The following is a 16603-nucleotide window of genomic DNA, read 5'->3' as shown; positions in this document are numbered from 1 at the left end:
GAGGGCACGCGGGTCAGCACTCACGGGCACTGCTGGACCGGGTACTTCTCCACGCGCGGCTGACCCAAGGCGTTGCTGACCACTTGCCAGCCCTGTGCGTCCGCTGAGCGACAAAACCGCCATGTCCCGGCCATGAACCCGCCACCGGGGCTCTGGCTGCGGCCATCGGGGCCATACGAAAAATAAGCTTTGACGGTGCTGTTCGCCGCTAAAAACATGTGAAGCGGGAACGCCTCGCGTGCCTCCAACAGCGCCTCCCCCTCATCGCGGCGGGCATTGTGGTTCGTGTCCACAAACACCCACCAGCCCTGCTGCCAATTGGGCTGCGTGTCACATTGCGCCGCGGCACGGGCGCACAAAGTCACCGGCTGCTGGTGCTTCAAGGCCTCCGAACGGGCCATCATCAAACTGTCCAGCAAACCCTCCGCTTGGGCCTGTAACTGGTGCTTGGCGTAAAGATTGGACAGGTTGGGGACGGCCAAACTGAGCAAAACGCCCAAGACCGCCAGCACCACCAAGGCCTCGATCAGGGTGAAGCCCATGAGACGGCACACCGCAGCGCTGCGGCTCAGTGGGGTGAGCGTGGATGGCATGGCATCTCTGTTGGCATGTTGCACTTCACAAAATGAATACATAAGATGGCATTTCATTTTAAACGGAGGCATGCCCAGCCATGCAAAAAACCCACACAAGACCGCACGACACGCACAAGACCAGAAAAGCCTCAGTGTCTCTCGCGCGCCCCAGTCATGGCTGGACCCTGGCCGAACTGCTGATCACCTTGGCGTTGATGGGTGTTTTGGCCGCACTGGCTTTGCCGACGTACCAACAGCAACAGCGACAAGCCCGGCGCAGCGATGGACAAGCCGCCTTGCTGCAACTGCAAGTGGCCCAGGCGCGTTGGCGCAGCCAACATGACCGTTACACCGAATCACTCTCTGACTTGGGCTGGGCCGGCGACAAGTCGCCACAAGGGCATTACCAAATCACCGTGACCGAAGCTTCTGCCGAGGCCTACACCGCCCAAGCCACGGCCCTGGGCGCTCAAGCGGCGGACCGCGAATGCAACCCCTTGCGCCTGACTTGGCAAGGCAGCGCCAGCGCGGTTTGGGGCGCAGGTGAACACACCAACAGCGACCCGGCACGCTGCTGGCGCCGCTGAGGGTTTGCCACCTATGCACAGCCTGGCTTGCAAGCGTTTACAGGGTCGGCAGTCAGCCCTGCACAGCGGCGAAACCTTGATGGGGCTGCTGGTGGGCCTGGCTGTGGGCTTGGTGGTTCTGGCGGCTGGCAGCGCGCTGCTGGCGACGCATCTGCACGGTCATCGCATGGCGCTCCAAGACAGTCGCCTGCACCATGACCTGCGCTCGGCGGTGGACTGGATGGCCCACGGGTTGAGCCAGGCCCACTACGCCGCCAACGCTTGGAACACGCGTGCGCCCAGCCACTGCGACGACGCATTTTGCGCAGGACCGGATGACTTCAGCATCAACGGCAGCCGCATCGCCTTCAGCCTCGACCGCAACCACAATGGCCAAAAGGACAACAACGAATGTCTGGGCTACCGCTTGGTCAAAGGTGCACTGCAAGCCCGCACTGCTTGCAGACCCGAAGTGTGGACCGCCCTCACCGACGCAGGCAACGTGCAATTCATGCAACTCGATTGGCAGCTGCATTGCGCCAAGGTAGAAGGCTGGTTGCAACGCCGGATTGACATGGCCGTGACCGCGCAGTGGCCTGGCGAGGCCAGCCGCCAGCTCAGTCTTCAGCGGACGGTGTATTTGCGCAATGCCTTACCAGCCAGCCACATGGGGCTTTTTTGTCCATGACAGCCGTGCCCCCACATGCGCCGCAGTCCGGGGCCATCACACTGCTGGTGGCGATGGGCTTGGTCATCCTGGCCAGCTTGACCAGCTTTTACAGTGCCCGCAGCGTTCTGGTGGGGCAATTGGCCACCCACAACCACGCCCACGCGGCGCAGGCTCGAATGGCTGCCGATGCGGCTTTGGCCCGGGCCCAAAGCGCTCTGCCCAGCACCCCCTCCTGGCTGGCCACCCTGCTTCAAGGCGGTGCGCCATGCCCGGCTGGCACCACGGGCCCGCAATGGCAGTGCACCCACATGAACTTGCCCCAGCACCCCGCCTTGCCACAGGCCGAACTCAGCTCGATCGCGGTGCGCGATCTGTTGCTGTCCCCTCACGTGCTGGTGCTCCAAGCGAGCGCCCGCATCCAGGGGCACCACAGTCAGGCGCACGTGCGCGAGAGCCTGTTCATCCCCGCTGTGGCACCTGCCCCCGCTTTGGCAAGGCCAGCGGCATTGGTGGTGAACGGCTGCATCAGCGAAGCGGTGGGGGCCCGCTTGCGCGTGTGCCCCTTGGTCGCCAACGGGACGGTCTGCGTGGGCAGCGCCAAGGGCCCTGCTGTTCACACCCATTTTGTCGTGGACAGCAACCGTGATGGCGCCATCTCTGAGGCAGAAATTCACGCCTGCCTGGCTTTGAGCCCCACCAGCTTACCCGGTGCCGGCGGCCCCAGCGCAGCAACCAAGGTCCTCGCACGCACGCCATGCAACCGTGCCGCTTGGCGCAGCGTTTTGGGCGACATCACCGATGCGCAACTGCAAGCTTGGTCCAGCGCACAAGAGCGCAATGGCCTCTCAGCGCTCACCCGCCCTGCCCGCACGGTGTACTGGATCGACAGCCCTCAAGAATGGCAGCTGAGTGTGGGCAGCGCTGAACAGCCCGCCCTGTTGGCCTTCTCTGCCAAGGCCTGCGCCCAGCGCTGCCCGCGCATCCACCCGGGCGTTCGGGTGGTGGGCAGCGTCTTGCTGGACTCCGGCTGCAACGACGAAAAAATGCGCGGCTGGCACGCCGGGACCATCGAAGGCCAACTGGTCGTGGAGTCGGGCTTGCCCGAATGGCAGCAAGGCACGGTGCTGGCTCACCCCGAGGGACGCAAAGCCTACAGCTTGAGCTGGCCTGTGGGCATCGATGCGGCGCAGGTCCAGCGCATCCATGGCAGCTGGAGCAGCAGCGCACCATGACAAAGCCCCAAGGCCAACAGCAGGGCATGGCTTTGGTGGAAGCCCTGATCGCCTCGGCGATTTTGGGCATCGGGCTGGTGGGTGCCACGCAATTGACCCTCAAAACCCTGCACACCGCCAGCCAGAACCGCCAACTCACGGTGGCCCAACAACTGGCCGAAGAGGCCATGGACTGCTTGCGTGCGACGGCTTTCATGCCTGCTCAAGCTGGGGCAGACCCCTGCCCTGGCCCACAGATGGTGCAAATTCATGGGGTCCCTTACACCCTTCAAGCCCAAAGCGTCACCGGGGCCGCCGGCCATTGGCGCGATTTGAAGGTGCGTGTGCGTTGGCCAGACCCTCCAACAGGGCCTGAAAATCTGCTGGAATGGCACAGCAGTGTGTCGCTGATGCCGTCTTGGGTTGGCGTATCCTTGCCCTGATGCGAACAAGGCCAAGGGCCCGCACCGAACCCACTGAAACACCTTTGCTTTTTGTCCTTGCCGTGACCCCACCGATCTCTCCCCCCTCCCCCATGCACCGGGCTTTGAATTTGGCGCGCCAAGCGCTGTGGCTGACTTCGCCCAACCCACGCGTGGGCTGCGTGATCACGGCCGCCGATGGCACCTTGCTGGGCGAAGGCCACACCCAACGCGCAGGGGGGCCGCACGCCGAAGTGATGGCTATGCGCGATGCAGCCGCGCGGGGCCACAGCGTGCAAGGCGCAACGGCCTGGGTCACGCTGGAGCCCTGTGCCCACCACGGCCGCACCGGGCCTTGCTGCGACGCGCTGGCGGCTGCAGGCATCGGCCGAGTGGTCTCGGCCATGACCGACCCCAACCCGCAAGTGGCCGGCCAGGGCTTGGCGCGCTTGTTGGCCGCCGGAGTGCAAACCGAGCTGCTGGCGCCCAGTTCCGAAGAAGCCCTGCAAGCCCGTGAGCTGAACATTGGGTTTTTCAGCCGCATGGAACGCCGCTTGCCTTGGGTGCGCATGAAAGTGGCCGCATCGCTCGACGGCCAAACCGCCTTGCAAAACGGCCAAAGCCAATGGATCACGGGCACAGAAGCCCGCGCAGACGGCCACGCTTGGCGTGCCCGCGCCTGTGCCATCCTGACCGGTATCGGCACCGTGCTCGAAGACGACCCGCTGCTGAACGTCCGCGGCCTGCAAGCCCCCCGCCAACCCCACCTGGTGGTGGTGGACAGTCGCCTGGACATGCCTTTGACGGCCAAGCTGTTGGGCACACAAGGCACGGGCGAGCAAGCCCGGCAGATCTGGATTTACACCGCCACACGCGAACAGGCGGACAAACGCGCCGCGCTGACGGCACGCGGCGTGACGGTGATCGACTGCCCCGGCCCTGGCGGCAAGGTCGATCTGGCGGCCATGCTGCGCGACCTGGCCGGGCGCGAGATCAACGAACTGCATGTGGAGGCTGGGCACAAGCTCAACGGCTCATTCATCCGCGAAGGGCTGGTGGATGAGTTTCTGGTTTACCTGGCCCCCCAATGGCTGGGCCCAGGCCAGGGCATGGCCCAGCTGCCCGCACTCACCGATTTGGGTGGCGCGGTCAAGCTGGCCTTTCATGCGGTGGACCGGATCGGGGCCGACCTGCGCTTGCTGCTGCGCCGACAGCCCGACTGAGGACAGCGGGCGCAAAGACCTTCGCGAGACAGCCTCAGGGGCACACTGCGCACCACAATCCCAACTCATTCAGAGGGAGCCGACGAATTGAACCTCGCCCATTTGCTGCAACGCCAGGCCCGCACAGCGCCTGAGCAACCCGCCATCCTCAGCGGCACCCAAGTGGTGGCCACACACCGCCAATGGGCGCAGCGTTGCCAGCAACTGGCGCGCCAATTTCAAGCCGCAGGATTGCAGCCCGGCGACCGGGTGGCCCTGTTCATGCGCAACCATGTGCGTTACCTTGAAGTGCTGTTCGGCGCTTGGTGGGCCGGTCTGGCGGTGGTGCCCATCAACGCCAAACTGCACGTGCGCGAAGCGCAATGGATCATCGACAACGCCCAAGCCCGCTGGGCTTTTGTGACGGCCGACATCAGCCCTGACACCGGCGAGCGCCTCACAGGTTTGGCGCGTGTGATCGATGTGGACAGTGCCCAAGCCGATGCGCTTTGGCAGGGGCCCGATGCACACTTTGAGACCCCCATCACCGAGCGCGCGGCCGACGATTTGGCTTGGCTCTTCTACACCAGCGGCACCACGGGACGGCCCAAGGGCGTGATGATCACCCACCGCAACCTGATGACCATGGGGCTGGGCTATTTCTGCGATGTGGACGCTGTCAGCCCGCAAGACACCCTGGCCTACGCGGCCCCGATGTCCCACGGCGCAGGCATCTACGCCATTCCACACCTCATGGCCGGGGCACGGCACATGGTGCCGCCCTCGGGCGGGTTCGATCCCGCCGAGCTGTTTGCGCTGGGCCAGCAAGTCGGCCCGCTGTCCCTGTTTGCCGCGCCGACCATCGTCAAAAGGCTGGTTGACCATGCGGAAACTGCCGGCTTGTCCACCCGCCAATGCGGCCAATCCTTCAAAACCGTGGTCTACGGCGGCGCCCCCATGTATGCGGCCGACATCCAGCGGGCCCTGCGCGTCATGGGGCCGTGCTTTGTGCAGATTTACGGCCAAGGCGAAAGCCCCATGGTGGGCACCGTCCTGGCGCGCCACCACCTGCAAGACAGCCAACACCCCCGCCACCCGGAACGACTGGCCTCCATTGGCGTGGCGCAAACCCCCGTTCGCATCCGCGTCACCGACGCGCAAGGCCGCGACTTGCCGCTGGGCGACATTGGCGAAGTGCTGATTCAGGGCGACAGCGTGATGGCCGGTTACTGGCGCAACCCCGAGGCCACGGCCAAGGCCATTCAGAACGGCTGGCTGTTCACGGGAGACATGGGCTGTCTGGACGCCGACGGCTTTTTGACCCTGAAGGACCGCAGCAAGGACATGATCATCAGCGGCGGCTCCAACATTTACCCCCGCGAAATCGAAGAGGTGCTGCTGCACGCGCCGGGTGTGGCCGAAGTCGCGGTGGTGGGCGCCCCCGATGCCGAATGGGGCGAGGTGGTGGTGGCTTTTGTGGTGCCGCACCAGGGGCACACCCTCGACACCACGGCGCTCGACGCGCTGTGTCTGCAGGCCATCGCCCGCTTCAAGCGGCCCAAACGCTACGAAGTGGTGGAGAGCCTGCCCAAAAACAATTACGGCAAGGTGCTCAAAACCGAGCTGCGCCAGCGACTGGCCTGAGCTGCCCCCATCAGAAGTTCAGCGTCTTCACGCCAGCGGACGTTCCGAGCAAACACACCTGCGCTTTTTGCAAGGCGAACACGCCCACCGTCACCACGCCGGGCCACTGGCTGACGGTGCTTTCAAAGGCCACCGGATCGGTGATCTTCAAGCCCTTCACATCGACGATGTGCTGGCCGTTGTCGGTCACCAGCGGCTGGCCGTCTTTTTGGCGCACCACGGCACTGGCGCCCATGGCCACAAACTGGCGCATCACCCGGGCCGTGGCCATGGGGATGACTTCCACAGGCAAAGGGAACGCGCCCAATGCGTCGACCAATTTGCTCTCGTCCGCAATGCAGACAAACTGCTTGCTCTGGGCGGCCACGATTTTTTCGCGGGTCAGCGCCGCGCCGCCGCCCTTGACCATGTGGCCCTGGTGGTCGATTTCGTCTGCGCCGTCGATGTAGACCGAGAGGCTTTCGACCTCGTTGCTGTCAAACACCGGGATGCCCAGCGCTTTGAGGCGCACGGTGGAGGCTTCGGAGCTCGACACAGCGCCTTGGATCTGGTCTTTCATGGCGGCCAGCGCGTCGATGAATTTGTTCACCGTGGAGCCGGTGCCCACGCCCACGATGTCGCCGGGAACAACGTATTTCAGGGCGGCTTGGCCCACCAGGGCCTTGAGTTCGTCTTGTGTCATGGAGTCTGTTCTGGGTAAAAAATGGCGGGGGGCCGGGGGTTTGAGACAATCACGGCCATTGTTGTCAATGCCTTTGCTGGCCAGAATTATCCAATGTCCCTGATCCCTTACGCCCTCGCCCGCTCCTTTTTGTTCAAGATGGACCCCGAAGAAGCCCACGACCTGACCATCGAGGGCCTGGCACGGACCCAGAACACCCCCCTCGACCGCGTTTACCGCCAACCCTTTGTGGCGCAGCCCATCACGCTGGCGGGTCTTCAGTTTCCCAACCGGGTGGGCATGGCCGCCGGTCTTGACAAAAACGCCCGCTGCATCGACGGCCTGGGTGCCATGGGCTTTGGCTTTGTCGAAGTCGGCACCGTCACGCCCAAGGCGCAAGCGGGCAACCCCAAGCCGCGCATGTTCCGTCTGCCCGAGGCGCAAGCCTTGATCAACCGCTTGGGCTTCAACAACGATGGGCTCGACGCCTTCATCGCCAACGTCAAGCGCTCCAAATTTCGCCAACAAGGCCGACTGCTGGGCCTGAACATTGGCAAAAACGCCGCCACCCCCATTGAAAACGCCACCGACGACTATGTGATCGCGCTGGCCGGTGTGTACCCGCATGCCGACTACGTGACGGTGAACATCTCCAGCCCCAACACCAAGAACCTGCGCGCCCTGCAAAGCGACGAGGCGCTCGACGGTTTGCTGGGCGCCCTGGTGGCGCGGCGCGAAGAACTGGCCACCGAGCACGGCCGCCGCGTGCCCATGTTCCTGAAAATCGCGCCCGATCTGGACGAAACCCAGGTGGGGGTGATCGCCGCCACGCTGCAAAAGCACGGCATGGACGGCGTGATCGCCACCAACACCACGCTGGCGCGCGACGCGGTCAGCGGCCTGCAGCACGCCGAAGAAATGGGCGGGCTGTCCGGTGCACCCGTGCTGCAAGGCAGCAACCGCGTGATCCGATTGCTGCGTGCGGCTTTGGGCAAGGACTTCCCCATCGTCGGCGTGGGCGGCATTTTGAGCGGGCACGACGCGATTGCCAAAATTGAGGCCGGTGCTGACGTGGTGCAGATCTACACCGGGCTGATCTACAAAGGCCCGGCGCTGGTCACCGAGGTGGCCAGTGCGCTGCAGCAGATGAAGCGCTGAACCCCAGCACCGTGGGTCAAGCGGCCTTGGCCCTTGTGCTCAGTCTTTGAAATACACCAGCTGGTGCGTGCTGGCCAGCAGCTGCCCCTCGGGGCTCCACAGCTCGCCGGTTTGGTCAAAGTAGCCGTGGCGGTAGTTCAGCGCCTTGGCCACACCCAGCACATGGCGCGTGCCCACCTGCGCCAGCAAGGCGCTGTCGGCGTGGAAATAGGTGGTCAGGGACACCGTGCCAATCAGGGCGCGGCGGCGGCGGCGAATGTAGATGCGCGGGAAAAAACTGTCGCTGATGGCCGCCAGCGAGGCGAAGTCCAGCGCCCGCTCGGGTTCGTCGCACACCCACAGGGTCGAGCGCGAATGGGCTTGCTCCACCTCATCAAAAGCAGCGGGGAATGCGCCTTCGACAAAACGCATGTCGTAGCGCTGCGGCCAGGCTGGCATGCCCTTCACGGGCATGCGGGGCACAGCCTCAGGTGTGGGCAGGTGGGCAGGCATCACGGCTTCGACCTCAGACCAGGTTTCACGGCGCACCGCAAACACCGCCGTGGCGGTGGCCACCACGCCTTCACTTTGATGCGCTTCGATGATCCAGTGCTGGGTGGAGCGGTTGGTGCGCACGGGCCGGGCCACAAAGCGGATAGCCCCGTCGGCCACCGGGGCGGCAAAGTTGACCGTGAGCGCCACCGGCTCGCCCAGGCGTTCGGGGTGCAGCAAGGCCGACTGCAGCAACTGGGCTGCCGTGGTGCCGCCAAACGGCCCGACCATGTTGGCGTAGGCCGGGTGGGTCGCGCCTGTGAATGCGTGGGGAGCGTCCTGATGTGAAGAGGCGCGCAGGTCAATGGCTTCGTCGAAAGGGTGCATGCGGGTCATGATAGGTGCGACCGGCCGCCCTGCGCTGTCTCTCTAGCGATAAACAGCCAAGGAATGCGCCTCAAGAATGGCCTGGGGCTGTTCAAGTGCCTTGGCTGAGACACCTCGCACGCCGGCGGATGCGGCGGCAATAGGCCACAAAACGGCTTGCGCGTCGCGGCAGCCATTTCACCCCCCATGGCCCCGCACCGCGCCACCTGCGCACCCTGGAGGGCAAGTGGTGGATCAACCACAACAGCCCGGTGTAGAGCATGAGTTTGCCGATGAACACCATCGCGCCGATCGACTCAGGCGACACGCCACTCAAGGCAAACAGCGCGATGGCGGAACGCGGAGCGTCTGGAAAGACCGAGAAAAACACCATGCTGACCGGCCCTGCGTCTCGCAGCATGGCCAAGGCTTGTGGGCCTTGTGACCCCATCAGCTTTTGACTCAACGATTCGGCCGATTCCGTCAGCGTCCCCATGCCCAAGGCCAATAAGAAGGCACCCAGTGCAGAGGCCAGTGCAAAGACCACCACAATCACTTTGCCCTTTTTCGGCTGAAGCACACACAAAGCCAGCACAAACATTTCGGCAGGCAACATGGGCACAAATCCATCCAAAACCGAAAAAACCGCCAGCAAAAAGATGGTTTGGGGCTCTGAGCCATGGCGCAAAACCACGGTTTCCACCCTTTGAAAGAAGCGCTGAAAAAATGAAGGCGAAGAGGGCATGGAGGGCTGACGATGGGGCAGGAGGGTCTCAAGCCAGCCGGGCGCAAACCTCATCGGCCATCGCCAAGGAGCTCGTCAGTCCCGGTGACTCGATGCCCAGCAGGTTCACCAATCCCGGCACGCCATGCTCGGCGGGGCCCTGGACCATGAAGTCGGCCGCTGCCTCGTGTGGGGCATTGATCTTGGGGCGCATGCCCGCGTAGCCCGCTTGCAATGCACCCTGTTGCAATCCGGGCCAGTATTTGCGCACCTCGGCATAAAAAGCATCGCCCCGGCGCGCGTCGACCTGCAGGTCCGCAGGGTCTTCAACCCATTGCACGTCCGGACCGAACTTGGCCTGTCCGCCCAAATCAAGCGTCAGGTGCACGCCCAAACCGGCTTTTTCGGGCACGGGGTAAATCAAGCGCGAGAACGGTGCCTTGCCCGCCAGCGTGAAATAGTTGCCCTTGGCGTAATGGGCTTGGGGCAGCAGACTGGGGTCCAGCCCGTCCATGCGCCGGGCCAAGGCCACGGCGCTCAGCCCTGCCGCGTTGACCAACGCCTTGCAAGCCAGCTCGGTGCCGTCTTGCGTTTGCACCACGATCGGGTGCGTGGCCGAGCCTTGCCGCAGGGAAATGTGCTGCACGGGTGAAACCAGCGCCAGCAGACCGCCTGCGTTTTCCATGTCGCCCTGCAAGGCAAGCATCAGGCCATGGCTGTCCACCACGCCCGTGCTGGGCGAGAGCAAGGCCGCTTCACAAGCCAGTGCGGGCTCCAGGGCCTTGGCTTGTGAAGCGCTGAGTTTTTGCAGGTCGTGCACACCGTTGGCCGCCGCCTTGGCCATGATGCCGTCCAGCGCCAGCACCTGCTCAGGGCTGGTGGCCACGATCAGTTTGCCCAATCGCCGGTGCGCCACACCGCGCTCAGCGCAATAGGCATAAAGCAGGCCCTTGCCCTTGACACACAAGCGCGCCTTGAGCGAGCCTGCCGGGTAATAAATGCCCGCGTGGATGACCTCGCTGTTGCGCGAACTGGTGCCCGTGCCGATGGCGTTTTCCGATTCGAGCACCAACACCTCACGGCCCGAAAGCGCCAGCGCCCGCCCCACAGCCAGGCCGACCACGCCAGCCCCGATCACAACAGCATCAACTTGTTCCATGGGCAGCATTGTGGCGCAGGCTCGCCCCACCCGCTGGCCAAGTGACACCCGCAAGACAGACACAGGCACCCCACACAGGCAGACTGACAAGCATTCAACAAGGAGGCCGTTTCATGTCGCTTTTCAATCTCCAAGGCAAAGTCGCCGTCGTCACAGGCTCCAGCCGGGGCATTGGCCGATCGATTGCCCACCAACTGGCCAAGCAAGGCGCCAAAGTCGTTGTGTCCAGCCGCAAGCAGGACGCCTGCGAAGTGGTGGTCAGAGAAATCCAGGCCGCAGGCGGCGAGGCCATGGCGATTGCCGCCAGCATCTCCAGCAAAGAGCAGTTGCAAAACCTGATCGAGCAGACCCGTGCGGCTTGGGGCCCCATCGACATCCTGGTGTGCAACGCGGCCACCAACCCCTATTACGGCCCGACCACGGGCATGAGCGATGAGGTGTTCGACAAGGTCATGCGCAACAATGTGCTGTCCAACACCTGGCTGTGCACCATGGTCTACCCGGACATGAAGGCCAAAAAGGACGGCTCGATCGTCATCGTGTCCTCGATTGGGGGGCTGCACGGCTCGGCCATCATCGGGGCGTACAACATTTCCAAAGCGGCCGACATGCAGCTGGCGCGCAACCTGGCCGTGGAATGGGGCCCGGACAACATCCGGGTGAACTGCATCGCGCCGGGCCTGATCAAGACCGACTTTGCCAAGGCGCTGCACGAGGATCCGGTGCTGAGTGCCAAGTACAACAACGAGACGCCGCTGCGCCGCATGGGCGAGCCGGATGACATTGGCGGGGTGGCGGTGTTTTTGGCCAGCCCGGCTGGGCAGTATGTGACAGGCCAGACCATCGTGGCCGATGGCGGGATGATGATCCGCTGAGTTTGCTTGGTGCTTGGTGCTTCGGGTGCCGCTGAGGATGGGCTGGGGCCGGGCACCTCATTCGCTGAATTTGACTGGTGCTTCGGGCGCCGCTGAGCATGGGCTGGGGCCGGGCACCTCATGAGGGAGTACCCCAAATCGGTGCCCGGCCCCAGCCCACGCTCAGCTCAGTGGTCGATTGAAGGTCAACCCAGCAGCAGTATGTTGGCGCTGGTCGAACCTCTGTCCTTGGGGCCACATTCACGTTCGGCCCAATAAGCAAAAAGCCCGCATCCGCGGGCTTTTTGACTTGGAGAAAACCTCGATCAGCCGAAGTTCTTCTCGGCGAAAGACCAGTTCACCAACTTGTCGAGGAAGGTCTCGACGAACTTGGGGCGCATGTTGCGGTAGTCGATGTAGTAAGCGTGTTCCCACACGTCCACGGTCAACAAGGCGGTGTCGCCTGTCGTCAGCGGTGTGCCAGCGGCGCCCATGTTGACGATGTCCACCGAGCCGTCGGCTTTCTTGACCAGCCATGTCCAGCCGGAGCCGAAGTTGCCCACGGCGCTCTTGACGAAGGCTTCTTTGAAAGCGGCGTAGCTGCCGAATTTGGCGTTGATGGCTGTGGCCAGGGCGCCTGCGGGCTCGCCACCGCCGTTGGGTTTCATGCAGTTCCAGAAGAACGTGTGGTTCCAGATCTGGGCCGAGTTGTTGTACACGCCACCGCTGGACTTTTTGATGATCTCTTCGAGGGACATGCTCTCGAATTCGGTGCCTTTTTGCAGGTTGTTCAGGTTCACGACGTAAGCGTTGTGGTGCTTGCCGTGGTGGAACTCCAGGGTTTCCTGGCTGTAATGAGGGGCCAAAGCGTCGATCGCGTAAGGCAGTGCGGGCAGGGTGTGTTCCATGAGGGTGTCCTTTGGTTATTGCGGGTTAAAAAAGTGTTTGAGGCATTTTAAGGGAGCGCGATGCCCCTTACCGTGTTCAGGGTCACTGCAGCGTTAGCGGTGCGTTCGGACAGGGTGGGGCCGGGGCTCCTCATGCTGGGGTACCAGAAATCGTCGCCCCGGCCCCACCCCGCCCGAACGCGCTGGGGTATCAGCCTTTCACCACCAAAGGCACCAGGCCATCGGACAAAGTGGCCTGAATGCTATGACCGGGTTGAAACTGGGCAGCGTGGGTCAAAGCCTGGCCGTGCTCATCGCTGAGCCAGGCATAACCGCGCTCAAGCACCTGACGCGGGTCCACAGACGACAAGCGCAAAGCGGCCCGCTCCAAGCGCTGGGCGCGTTGCGGCAGCAGCTGCGTCCAGTTGAAGCTCAAACGGTCACCCAAGCGCGCCAATTGGTGGCCCTGCTCGGTCAACTGACTTCTCAAGCCGTTGTGCAAACGGCCCGCCAAGCGATCGAGCCACTGGCTGTGCTGACCCAGCAGGGCTTGCGGGCGACTCAGGCGGGTGGCCAAAGCATTCAGGCGCTGCACTTGCCGCTCTTGCTGGCGCGCCATGCCCACACCCCAACGGGCGGCCACGCTGTCCAAGCGTTGGGCTTGCCGGTCTTGCTGGCGCAGCAGGCCGCGGCTCAAACGCTGCGCTAAAACCGACAAAGCTTCAAGGCCCACCCCGCGGTCGGTGGCCGCCATCTCCGCGGCGGCGGTGGGCGTGGGGGCACGCACATCGGCGACAAAATCGGCGATGGTGAAATCGGTCTCGTGGCCCACGCCGCAAATCAAGGGGACCGGACTTTGCGCGATCACACGGGCCAGGTTTTCGTCGTTGAATGACCACAGGTCTTCCATGGATCCGCCACCGCGCACCAGCAAGATCACGTCCACTGGCGGGCTCAAAGGGTTGTCTTCCGCCGTGAAGGCATACAACTGCTGCAAGGCCTGAGCCAAACTGAGGGCCGCACCCGCGCCCTGGACCAGAGCGGGCACCATCAGCACGGGGATGTGCGGCACGCGCCGCTGCAAAGCGGTCATCACATCGTGCCAAGCCGCGGCGCCCAAAGACGTCACCACACCCACCGCACGGGGTTGACCGGGCAATTCGCGTTTGTGGGCAAGGTCAAACAAGCCTTCGGCTTCGAGCTTGGCTTTGAGACGCAAAAACTGCTCAAAAAGTGCGCCCTGCCCTGCCCGCTCCATGGACTCCACGATCAACTGCAAATCACCCCGGGCTTCGTACACCCCCAAACGGCCACGCACCTCCACCAACTCGCCATCTCGCGGAGCAAAGTCCATCAAGCTGGCGGCACGGCGGAACATGGCGCAACGGATTTGGCCCGTCTCGTCCTTGAGCGAAAAATAACAATGACCACTGGCCGCGCGCGAGAAGCCCGAGATCTCGCCGCGCACCGTGACCGGATTGAACTGCGCGTCCAGCGTGTCCGCCATGGCGCGGCACAGCGCAGAAACTGTCCATGCGCGCGGCTTCAAATCGTCATTTACAGGCATAACTTGTCGTTTTGATGGGGCTTGCAGGGGTGATTCAGGCGTCCAAACCCCGTGCCACCTTGAGAAGTACTCCACAAGTGAGGCCACACAGGGGTTTCAAAGAGAGCACAAGACGAGGCTTCAGAAAAGCTTTGCAAACCATTGATTTCATTCAGTATTTTAAAAATGACCGTTCAAATTCACTGGCATTTTTTCATACCGGAGTTTGCCAGGGCGTCAAAAAGACAAAGTTCTTCACAAAGTTATCCACAGCTTGGGGCATCCGAACAGGCGCCACAGGGCCTTTTCACGAACCGCCATGGCCTTCACCGATAATCTGGCTTCTTTGTTCACCGAAAACTGGAAGGTTTGCTCTTGTTGTCCATCATACAAGCCGCTGGTTGGCCCATTTGGCCCTTGATCCTGTGTTCCGTTCTGGCCTTGGCCTTGATCTTGGAGCGCGGGTTCCAGCTGCAAGAGAGCAAAGTCATGCCGCCGCAAATCCTGGCGCAAACCATCGAAGCCCTTGAGCGCGGCGTGCCGTTGCCCGAGATGGTCGAAACCTTGGACAAAGCGGGCGCCATGGGTCCGGTTTTGGCCCGTGGCCTGCGCTGTTTACAAGACAACAGCCAAGCCAGCAGCGAAGACATCCACGCGAGCATGCAAATGGCGGGCCGACTGGCCGTTCAGCAACTCGAACGCTACTTACCGGCCTTGGCCACCATCGCCTCTGCCGCCCCCCTGCTCGGCTTGCTGGGCACGGTGGTGGGCATGATCGAAATTTTTGGGGCACACACCGCGGCCAACAACCAACCGGCTTTGTTGGCGCACGGCATATCGGTGGCCTTGTACAACACCGCCTTTGGTTTGATCATCGCCATCCCGGCCTTGATGTTCTGGCGTTACTTTCGCGCCGTGGTCGATCGGCATGTGCTGGCCATGGAAGTGAGCGCCGAAACTTTTGCCCGGCACTTGAGCCGCGCACGCGCTTGAAGGTTGCTTGTGAATTTCAGGCCTCGATCCGCCGCGCCGGAACCCGAAATCAACCTGGTGCCGTTCATTGACGTGCTCTTGGTGGTGTTGATCTTTTTGATGCTGACCACCACTTGGTCGCGCCTGACAGAGATCCAATTGAATCTGCCTGTGGCCGATGCCAGTGCGGCAGGCAACAAGCCCCGTCAAATCGTGCTGAGCATCACCGCGCAGGGGCAATACGCCATCAACAAGTCGCCCTTGGGAACCCGTTCGGTGGGTGCTTTGGTGGCGGTGCTCACGCCCTTGGCCAAGCCAGACACTTTGCTGGTCATCAGCGCCGATGCGGCGGCAAGCCACCAAAGCGTGGTCCATGCCATGGAAGCAGCCCGACGAAGTGGCTTGTCGAAAATCAGCTTTGCAGCCCAGTCTGCCGAGGCCCCGGGCTCCTGAGGGGCGCCAATTCTCATGGGCTTGACCGCTTTCCTTCACCACCATCTGCCGCGCGTGTGGCTGCAACGTGGCCCCATGGCCTGGGCCTTGTGGCCTGTGTCGCTTGTTTATGGTGCCTTGGGTGCTTGGCGGCGCTGGGCTTATGCCAAGGGCATTTTCAAAACACAGCGGGTACCGGCACTGGTCATTGTGGTGGGCAATGTGGTGGCGGGAGGCGCGGGCAAAACCCCCGTGACCATCGCTGTGGCCAAACACCTGATGGCGCAAGGATTCAAAGTTGGGGTCATTTCCCGTGGCCATGGTCGTCAGACCCGCGACACCCGGGCTGTCACGCCGGACAGTGCCCCCATGGATGTGGGCGATGAGCCCTTGCTCATCCACCAAGCCACAGGGGCACCCGTCTGGGTCGCCCGGGCTCGGGCCGATGCGGCGATGGGCTTGCTGCAAGCGCACCCCGATGTGCAAATTTTGCTGTGTGACGATGGATTGCAACACTGGGCATTGGCGCGCGACATCGAGATTTGTGTGATGGACGAGCGTGGCGTTGGCAACGGCTGGTTGTTGCCCGCCGGCCCCCTGCGAGAGGCTTGGCCACGCCGGGTTGACGCGGTACTCCAGACGGGCCCGGTGTCTTCCAACGGGCCCGCCAACACCTACCACGCCCCCCGCCAATTGGCCGACCATGCACGCAGCGCAGATGGCAGGCGCATCGCGCTTGAAAGCCTGGCCGATGCAAACGCTGCGCCACTGCACGCGGTGGCAGGACTGGCCCGACCCGAGGCATTTTTTGAAATGCTGCGCCAATCCGGCCTGCGCCTGGCCAGCACCACCGCTTTGCCCGATCACCACCCTTACCTCAACTGGCATGCGCAGCCTGGTCTGACTTGGTTGTGTACCGAAAAGGACGCGGCCAAGCTCTGGTTGCACGAACCCGGCGCACTCGCCGTTCCCTTGGTGGTGACGCCAGAGCCCGGTTTTTGGTTGGCCCTCGATGCGCGCATCGGACAACTTCTGCAGCGCTGAGGCGGCATTCGAGCCACCCCGCCGGAAAATTCAAGGCCG

18 protein-coding genes are annotated in these 16603 nt (G+C 63.2%); 11 read left to right on the top strand and 7 right to left on the bottom strand.

What is annotated here, in order from left to right:
• Positions 1–20: 20 nt before the first annotated feature.
• On the bottom strand, positions 21–593 hold the full coding sequence (locus tag B9Z31_RS07375) for a GspH/FimT family protein (protein ID WP_233200835.1): 573 nt from the start codon (positions 591–593) through the stop codon (positions 21–23).
• A gap of 134 nt (positions 594–727) precedes the next feature.
• Here B9Z31_RS07375 and B9Z31_RS07370 point away from each other — a divergent pair, with 134 nt between their 5' ends.
• The 6 genes from B9Z31_RS07370 to B9Z31_RS07345 all read left to right on the top strand — a co-directional run bounded on the left by B9Z31_RS07370 (position 728) and on the right by B9Z31_RS07345 (position 6290).
• On the top strand, positions 728–1162 hold the full coding sequence (locus B9Z31_RS07370; RefSeq protein ID WP_233200834.1) for a type IV pilin protein: 435 nt from the start codon (positions 728–730) through the stop codon (positions 1160–1162).
• A 13-nt stretch (positions 1163–1175) separates the two neighbouring features.
• Positions 1176–1829, top strand: a complete 654-nt coding sequence (locus tag B9Z31_RS07365; protein ID WP_100118921.1) for a type II secretion system protein J — start codon at positions 1176–1178, stop codon at positions 1827–1829.
• Positions 1826–3043 (top strand): hypothetical protein, encoded by a 1218-nt coding sequence (locus B9Z31_RS07360; RefSeq protein WP_100118920.1) that lies wholly within the window; start codon positions 1826–1828, stop codon positions 3041–3043. The genes B9Z31_RS07365 and B9Z31_RS07360 overlap by 4 nt, the downstream gene beginning before the upstream one ends.
• Positions 3040–3465 (top strand): prepilin-type N-terminal cleavage/methylation domain-containing protein, encoded by a 426-nt coding sequence (locus B9Z31_RS07355; protein WP_100118919.1) that lies wholly within the window; start codon positions 3040–3042, stop codon positions 3463–3465. Before B9Z31_RS07360 ends, B9Z31_RS07355 begins: the two co-directional genes overlap by 4 nt.
• 92 nt (positions 3466–3557) lie before the next feature.
• On the top strand, positions 3558–4667 hold the full coding sequence (gene ribD, locus B9Z31_RS07350) for a bifunctional diaminohydroxyphosphoribosylaminopyrimidine deaminase/5-amino-6-(5-phosphoribosylamino)uracil reductase RibD (RefSeq protein WP_199174456.1): 1110 nt from the start codon (positions 3558–3560) through the stop codon (positions 4665–4667).
• An 87-nt stretch (positions 4668–4754) separates the two neighbouring features.
• Positions 4755–6290, top strand: coding sequence for a class I adenylate-forming enzyme family protein (locus tag B9Z31_RS07345; RefSeq protein WP_100118917.1), 1536 nt, complete (start codon positions 4755–4757; stop codon positions 6288–6290).
• Between the two features lie 10 nt (positions 6291–6300).
• Here B9Z31_RS07345 and rpiA read toward each other — a convergent pair whose 3' ends face one another.
• Complete coding sequence (rpiA, locus tag B9Z31_RS07340) at positions 6301–6972, bottom strand: ribose-5-phosphate isomerase RpiA (RefSeq protein ID WP_100118916.1); 672 nt, start codon at positions 6970–6972, stop codon at positions 6301–6303.
• A gap of 93 nt (positions 6973–7065) precedes the next feature.
• On the opposite strand from rpiA, the gene B9Z31_RS07335 reads away from it, so the two are divergent.
• Positions 7066–8109, top strand: a complete 1044-nt coding sequence (locus B9Z31_RS07335) for a quinone-dependent dihydroorotate dehydrogenase (protein WP_100118915.1) — start codon at positions 7066–7068, stop codon at positions 8107–8109.
• A gap of 39 nt (positions 8110–8148) precedes the next feature.
• Here B9Z31_RS07335 and B9Z31_RS07330 read toward each other — a convergent pair whose 3' ends face one another.
• The 3 genes from B9Z31_RS07330 to B9Z31_RS07320 all read right to left on the bottom strand — a co-directional run bounded on the left by B9Z31_RS07330 (position 8149) and on the right by B9Z31_RS07320 (position 10829).
• Complete coding sequence (locus B9Z31_RS07330) at positions 8149–8976, bottom strand: acyl-CoA thioesterase II (protein ID WP_100118914.1); 828 nt, start codon at positions 8974–8976, stop codon at positions 8149–8151.
• 82 nt (positions 8977–9058) lie between these two features.
• A complete protein-coding gene (locus tag B9Z31_RS07325; RefSeq protein ID WP_158235662.1) occupies positions 9059–9562 on the bottom strand; it encodes a hypothetical protein in 504 nt (167 codons plus the stop codon).
• 157 nt (positions 9563–9719) lie between these two features.
• A complete protein-coding gene (locus tag B9Z31_RS07320; protein WP_100119124.1) occupies positions 9720–10829 on the bottom strand; it encodes an NAD(P)/FAD-dependent oxidoreductase in 1110 nt (369 codons plus the stop codon).
• 113 nt (positions 10830–10942) lie between these two features.
• Between B9Z31_RS07320 and B9Z31_RS07315 the strand changes: the two genes are divergently transcribed.
• Positions 10943–11704: an SDR family NAD(P)-dependent oxidoreductase gene (locus B9Z31_RS07315; protein WP_100118912.1), complete on the top strand. Its 762-nt coding sequence runs from the start codon at positions 10943–10945 to the stop codon at positions 11702–11704.
• Positions 11705–12009: 305 nt separating this feature from the next.
• Here the strand turns inward: B9Z31_RS07315 and B9Z31_RS07310 are convergent, their stop codons facing one another.
• Positions 12010–12591, bottom strand: coding sequence for a superoxide dismutase (locus B9Z31_RS07310; RefSeq protein WP_100118911.1), 582 nt, complete (start codon positions 12589–12591; stop codon positions 12010–12012).
• A gap of 190 nt (positions 12592–12781) precedes the next feature.
• Positions 12782–14137, bottom strand: a complete 1356-nt coding sequence (gene xseA, locus B9Z31_RS07305) for an exodeoxyribonuclease VII large subunit (RefSeq protein ID WP_100118910.1) — start codon at positions 14135–14137, stop codon at positions 12782–12784.
• A gap of 354 nt (positions 14138–14491) precedes the next feature.
• Between xseA and B9Z31_RS07300 the strand changes: the two genes are divergently transcribed.
• From B9Z31_RS07300 to lpxK, 3 genes are read left to right on the top strand one after another with little or no spacing between them, the layout of a single operon-like run.
• The gene (locus tag B9Z31_RS07300) at positions 14492–15109 is read left to right on the top strand and encodes a MotA/TolQ/ExbB proton channel family protein (protein ID WP_100119123.1); all 618 of its coding nucleotides are present in this window, start codon (positions 14492–14494) and stop codon (positions 15107–15109) included.
• Positions 15110–15118: 9 nt separating this feature from the next.
• A complete protein-coding gene (locus B9Z31_RS07295; protein WP_100119122.1) occupies positions 15119–15541 on the top strand; it encodes a biopolymer transporter ExbD in 423 nt (140 codons plus the stop codon).
• A gap of 15 nt (positions 15542–15556) precedes the next feature.
• Entirely contained in the window at positions 15557–16564 is a 1008-nt protein-coding gene (gene lpxK / locus B9Z31_RS07290; protein ID WP_100118909.1) for a tetraacyldisaccharide 4'-kinase, read from the top strand.
• Positions 16565–16603 lie beyond the last annotated feature (39 nt).

It is taken from the genome of Limnohabitans sp. G3-2, from assembly GCF_002778275.1.
In the GTDB taxonomy this organism is placed as follows: Bacteria; Pseudomonadota; Gammaproteobacteria; order Burkholderiales; family Burkholderiaceae_C; genus Limnohabitans_A.
Note: the sequence above shows the minus strand (reverse complement) of the source record. Positions and strands in the feature narration are given on the sequence as shown.

Excerpts from the sequence above, each read along its gene's own strand:
- B9Z31_RS07375 (WP_233200835.1), bottom strand. The coding sequence starts at position 593 with ATGCCATCCACGCTCACCCCACTGAGCCGCAGCGCTGCGGTGTGCCGT.
- B9Z31_RS07365 (WP_100118921.1), top strand. The coding sequence starts at position 1,176 with ATGCACAGCCTGGCTTGCAAGCGTTTACAGGGTCGGCAGTCAGCCCTG.
- B9Z31_RS07360 (WP_100118920.1), top strand. The coding sequence starts at position 1,826 with ATGACAGCCGTGCCCCCACATGCGCCGCAGTCCGGGGCCATCACACTG.
- B9Z31_RS07355 (WP_100118919.1), top strand. The coding sequence starts at position 3,040 with ATGACAAAGCCCCAAGGCCAACAGCAGGGCATGGCTTTGGTGGAAGCC.
- ribD (WP_199174456.1), top strand. The coding sequence starts at position 3,558 with ATGCACCGGGCTTTGAATTTGGCGCGCCAAGCGCTGTGGCTGACTTCG.
- rpiA (WP_100118916.1), bottom strand. The coding sequence starts at position 6,972 with ATGACACAAGACGAACTCAAGGCCCTGGTGGGCCAAGCCGCCCTGAAA.
- B9Z31_RS07335 (WP_100118915.1), top strand. The coding sequence starts at position 7,066 with ATGTCCCTGATCCCTTACGCCCTCGCCCGCTCCTTTTTGTTCAAGATG.
- B9Z31_RS07330 (WP_100118914.1), bottom strand. The coding sequence starts at position 8,976 with ATGACCCGCATGCACCCTTTCGACGAAGCCATTGACCTGCGCGCCTCT.
- B9Z31_RS07325 (WP_158235662.1), bottom strand. The coding sequence starts at position 9,562 with ATGTTGCCTGCCGAAATGTTTGTGCTGGCTTTGTGTGTGCTTCAGCCG.
- B9Z31_RS07320 (WP_100119124.1), bottom strand. The coding sequence starts at position 10,829 with ATGGAACAAGTTGATGCTGTTGTGATCGGGGCTGGCGTGGTCGGCCTG.
- B9Z31_RS07315 (WP_100118912.1), top strand. The coding sequence starts at position 10,943 with ATGTCGCTTTTCAATCTCCAAGGCAAAGTCGCCGTCGTCACAGGCTCC.
- B9Z31_RS07310 (WP_100118911.1), bottom strand. The coding sequence starts at position 12,591 with ATGGAACACACCCTGCCCGCACTGCCTTACGCGATCGACGCTTTGGCC.
- xseA (WP_100118910.1), bottom strand. The coding sequence starts at position 14,137 with ATGCCTGTAAATGACGATTTGAAGCCGCGCGCATGGACAGTTTCTGCG.
- lpxK (WP_100118909.1), top strand. The coding sequence starts at position 15,557 with ATGGGCTTGACCGCTTTCCTTCACCACCATCTGCCGCGCGTGTGGCTG.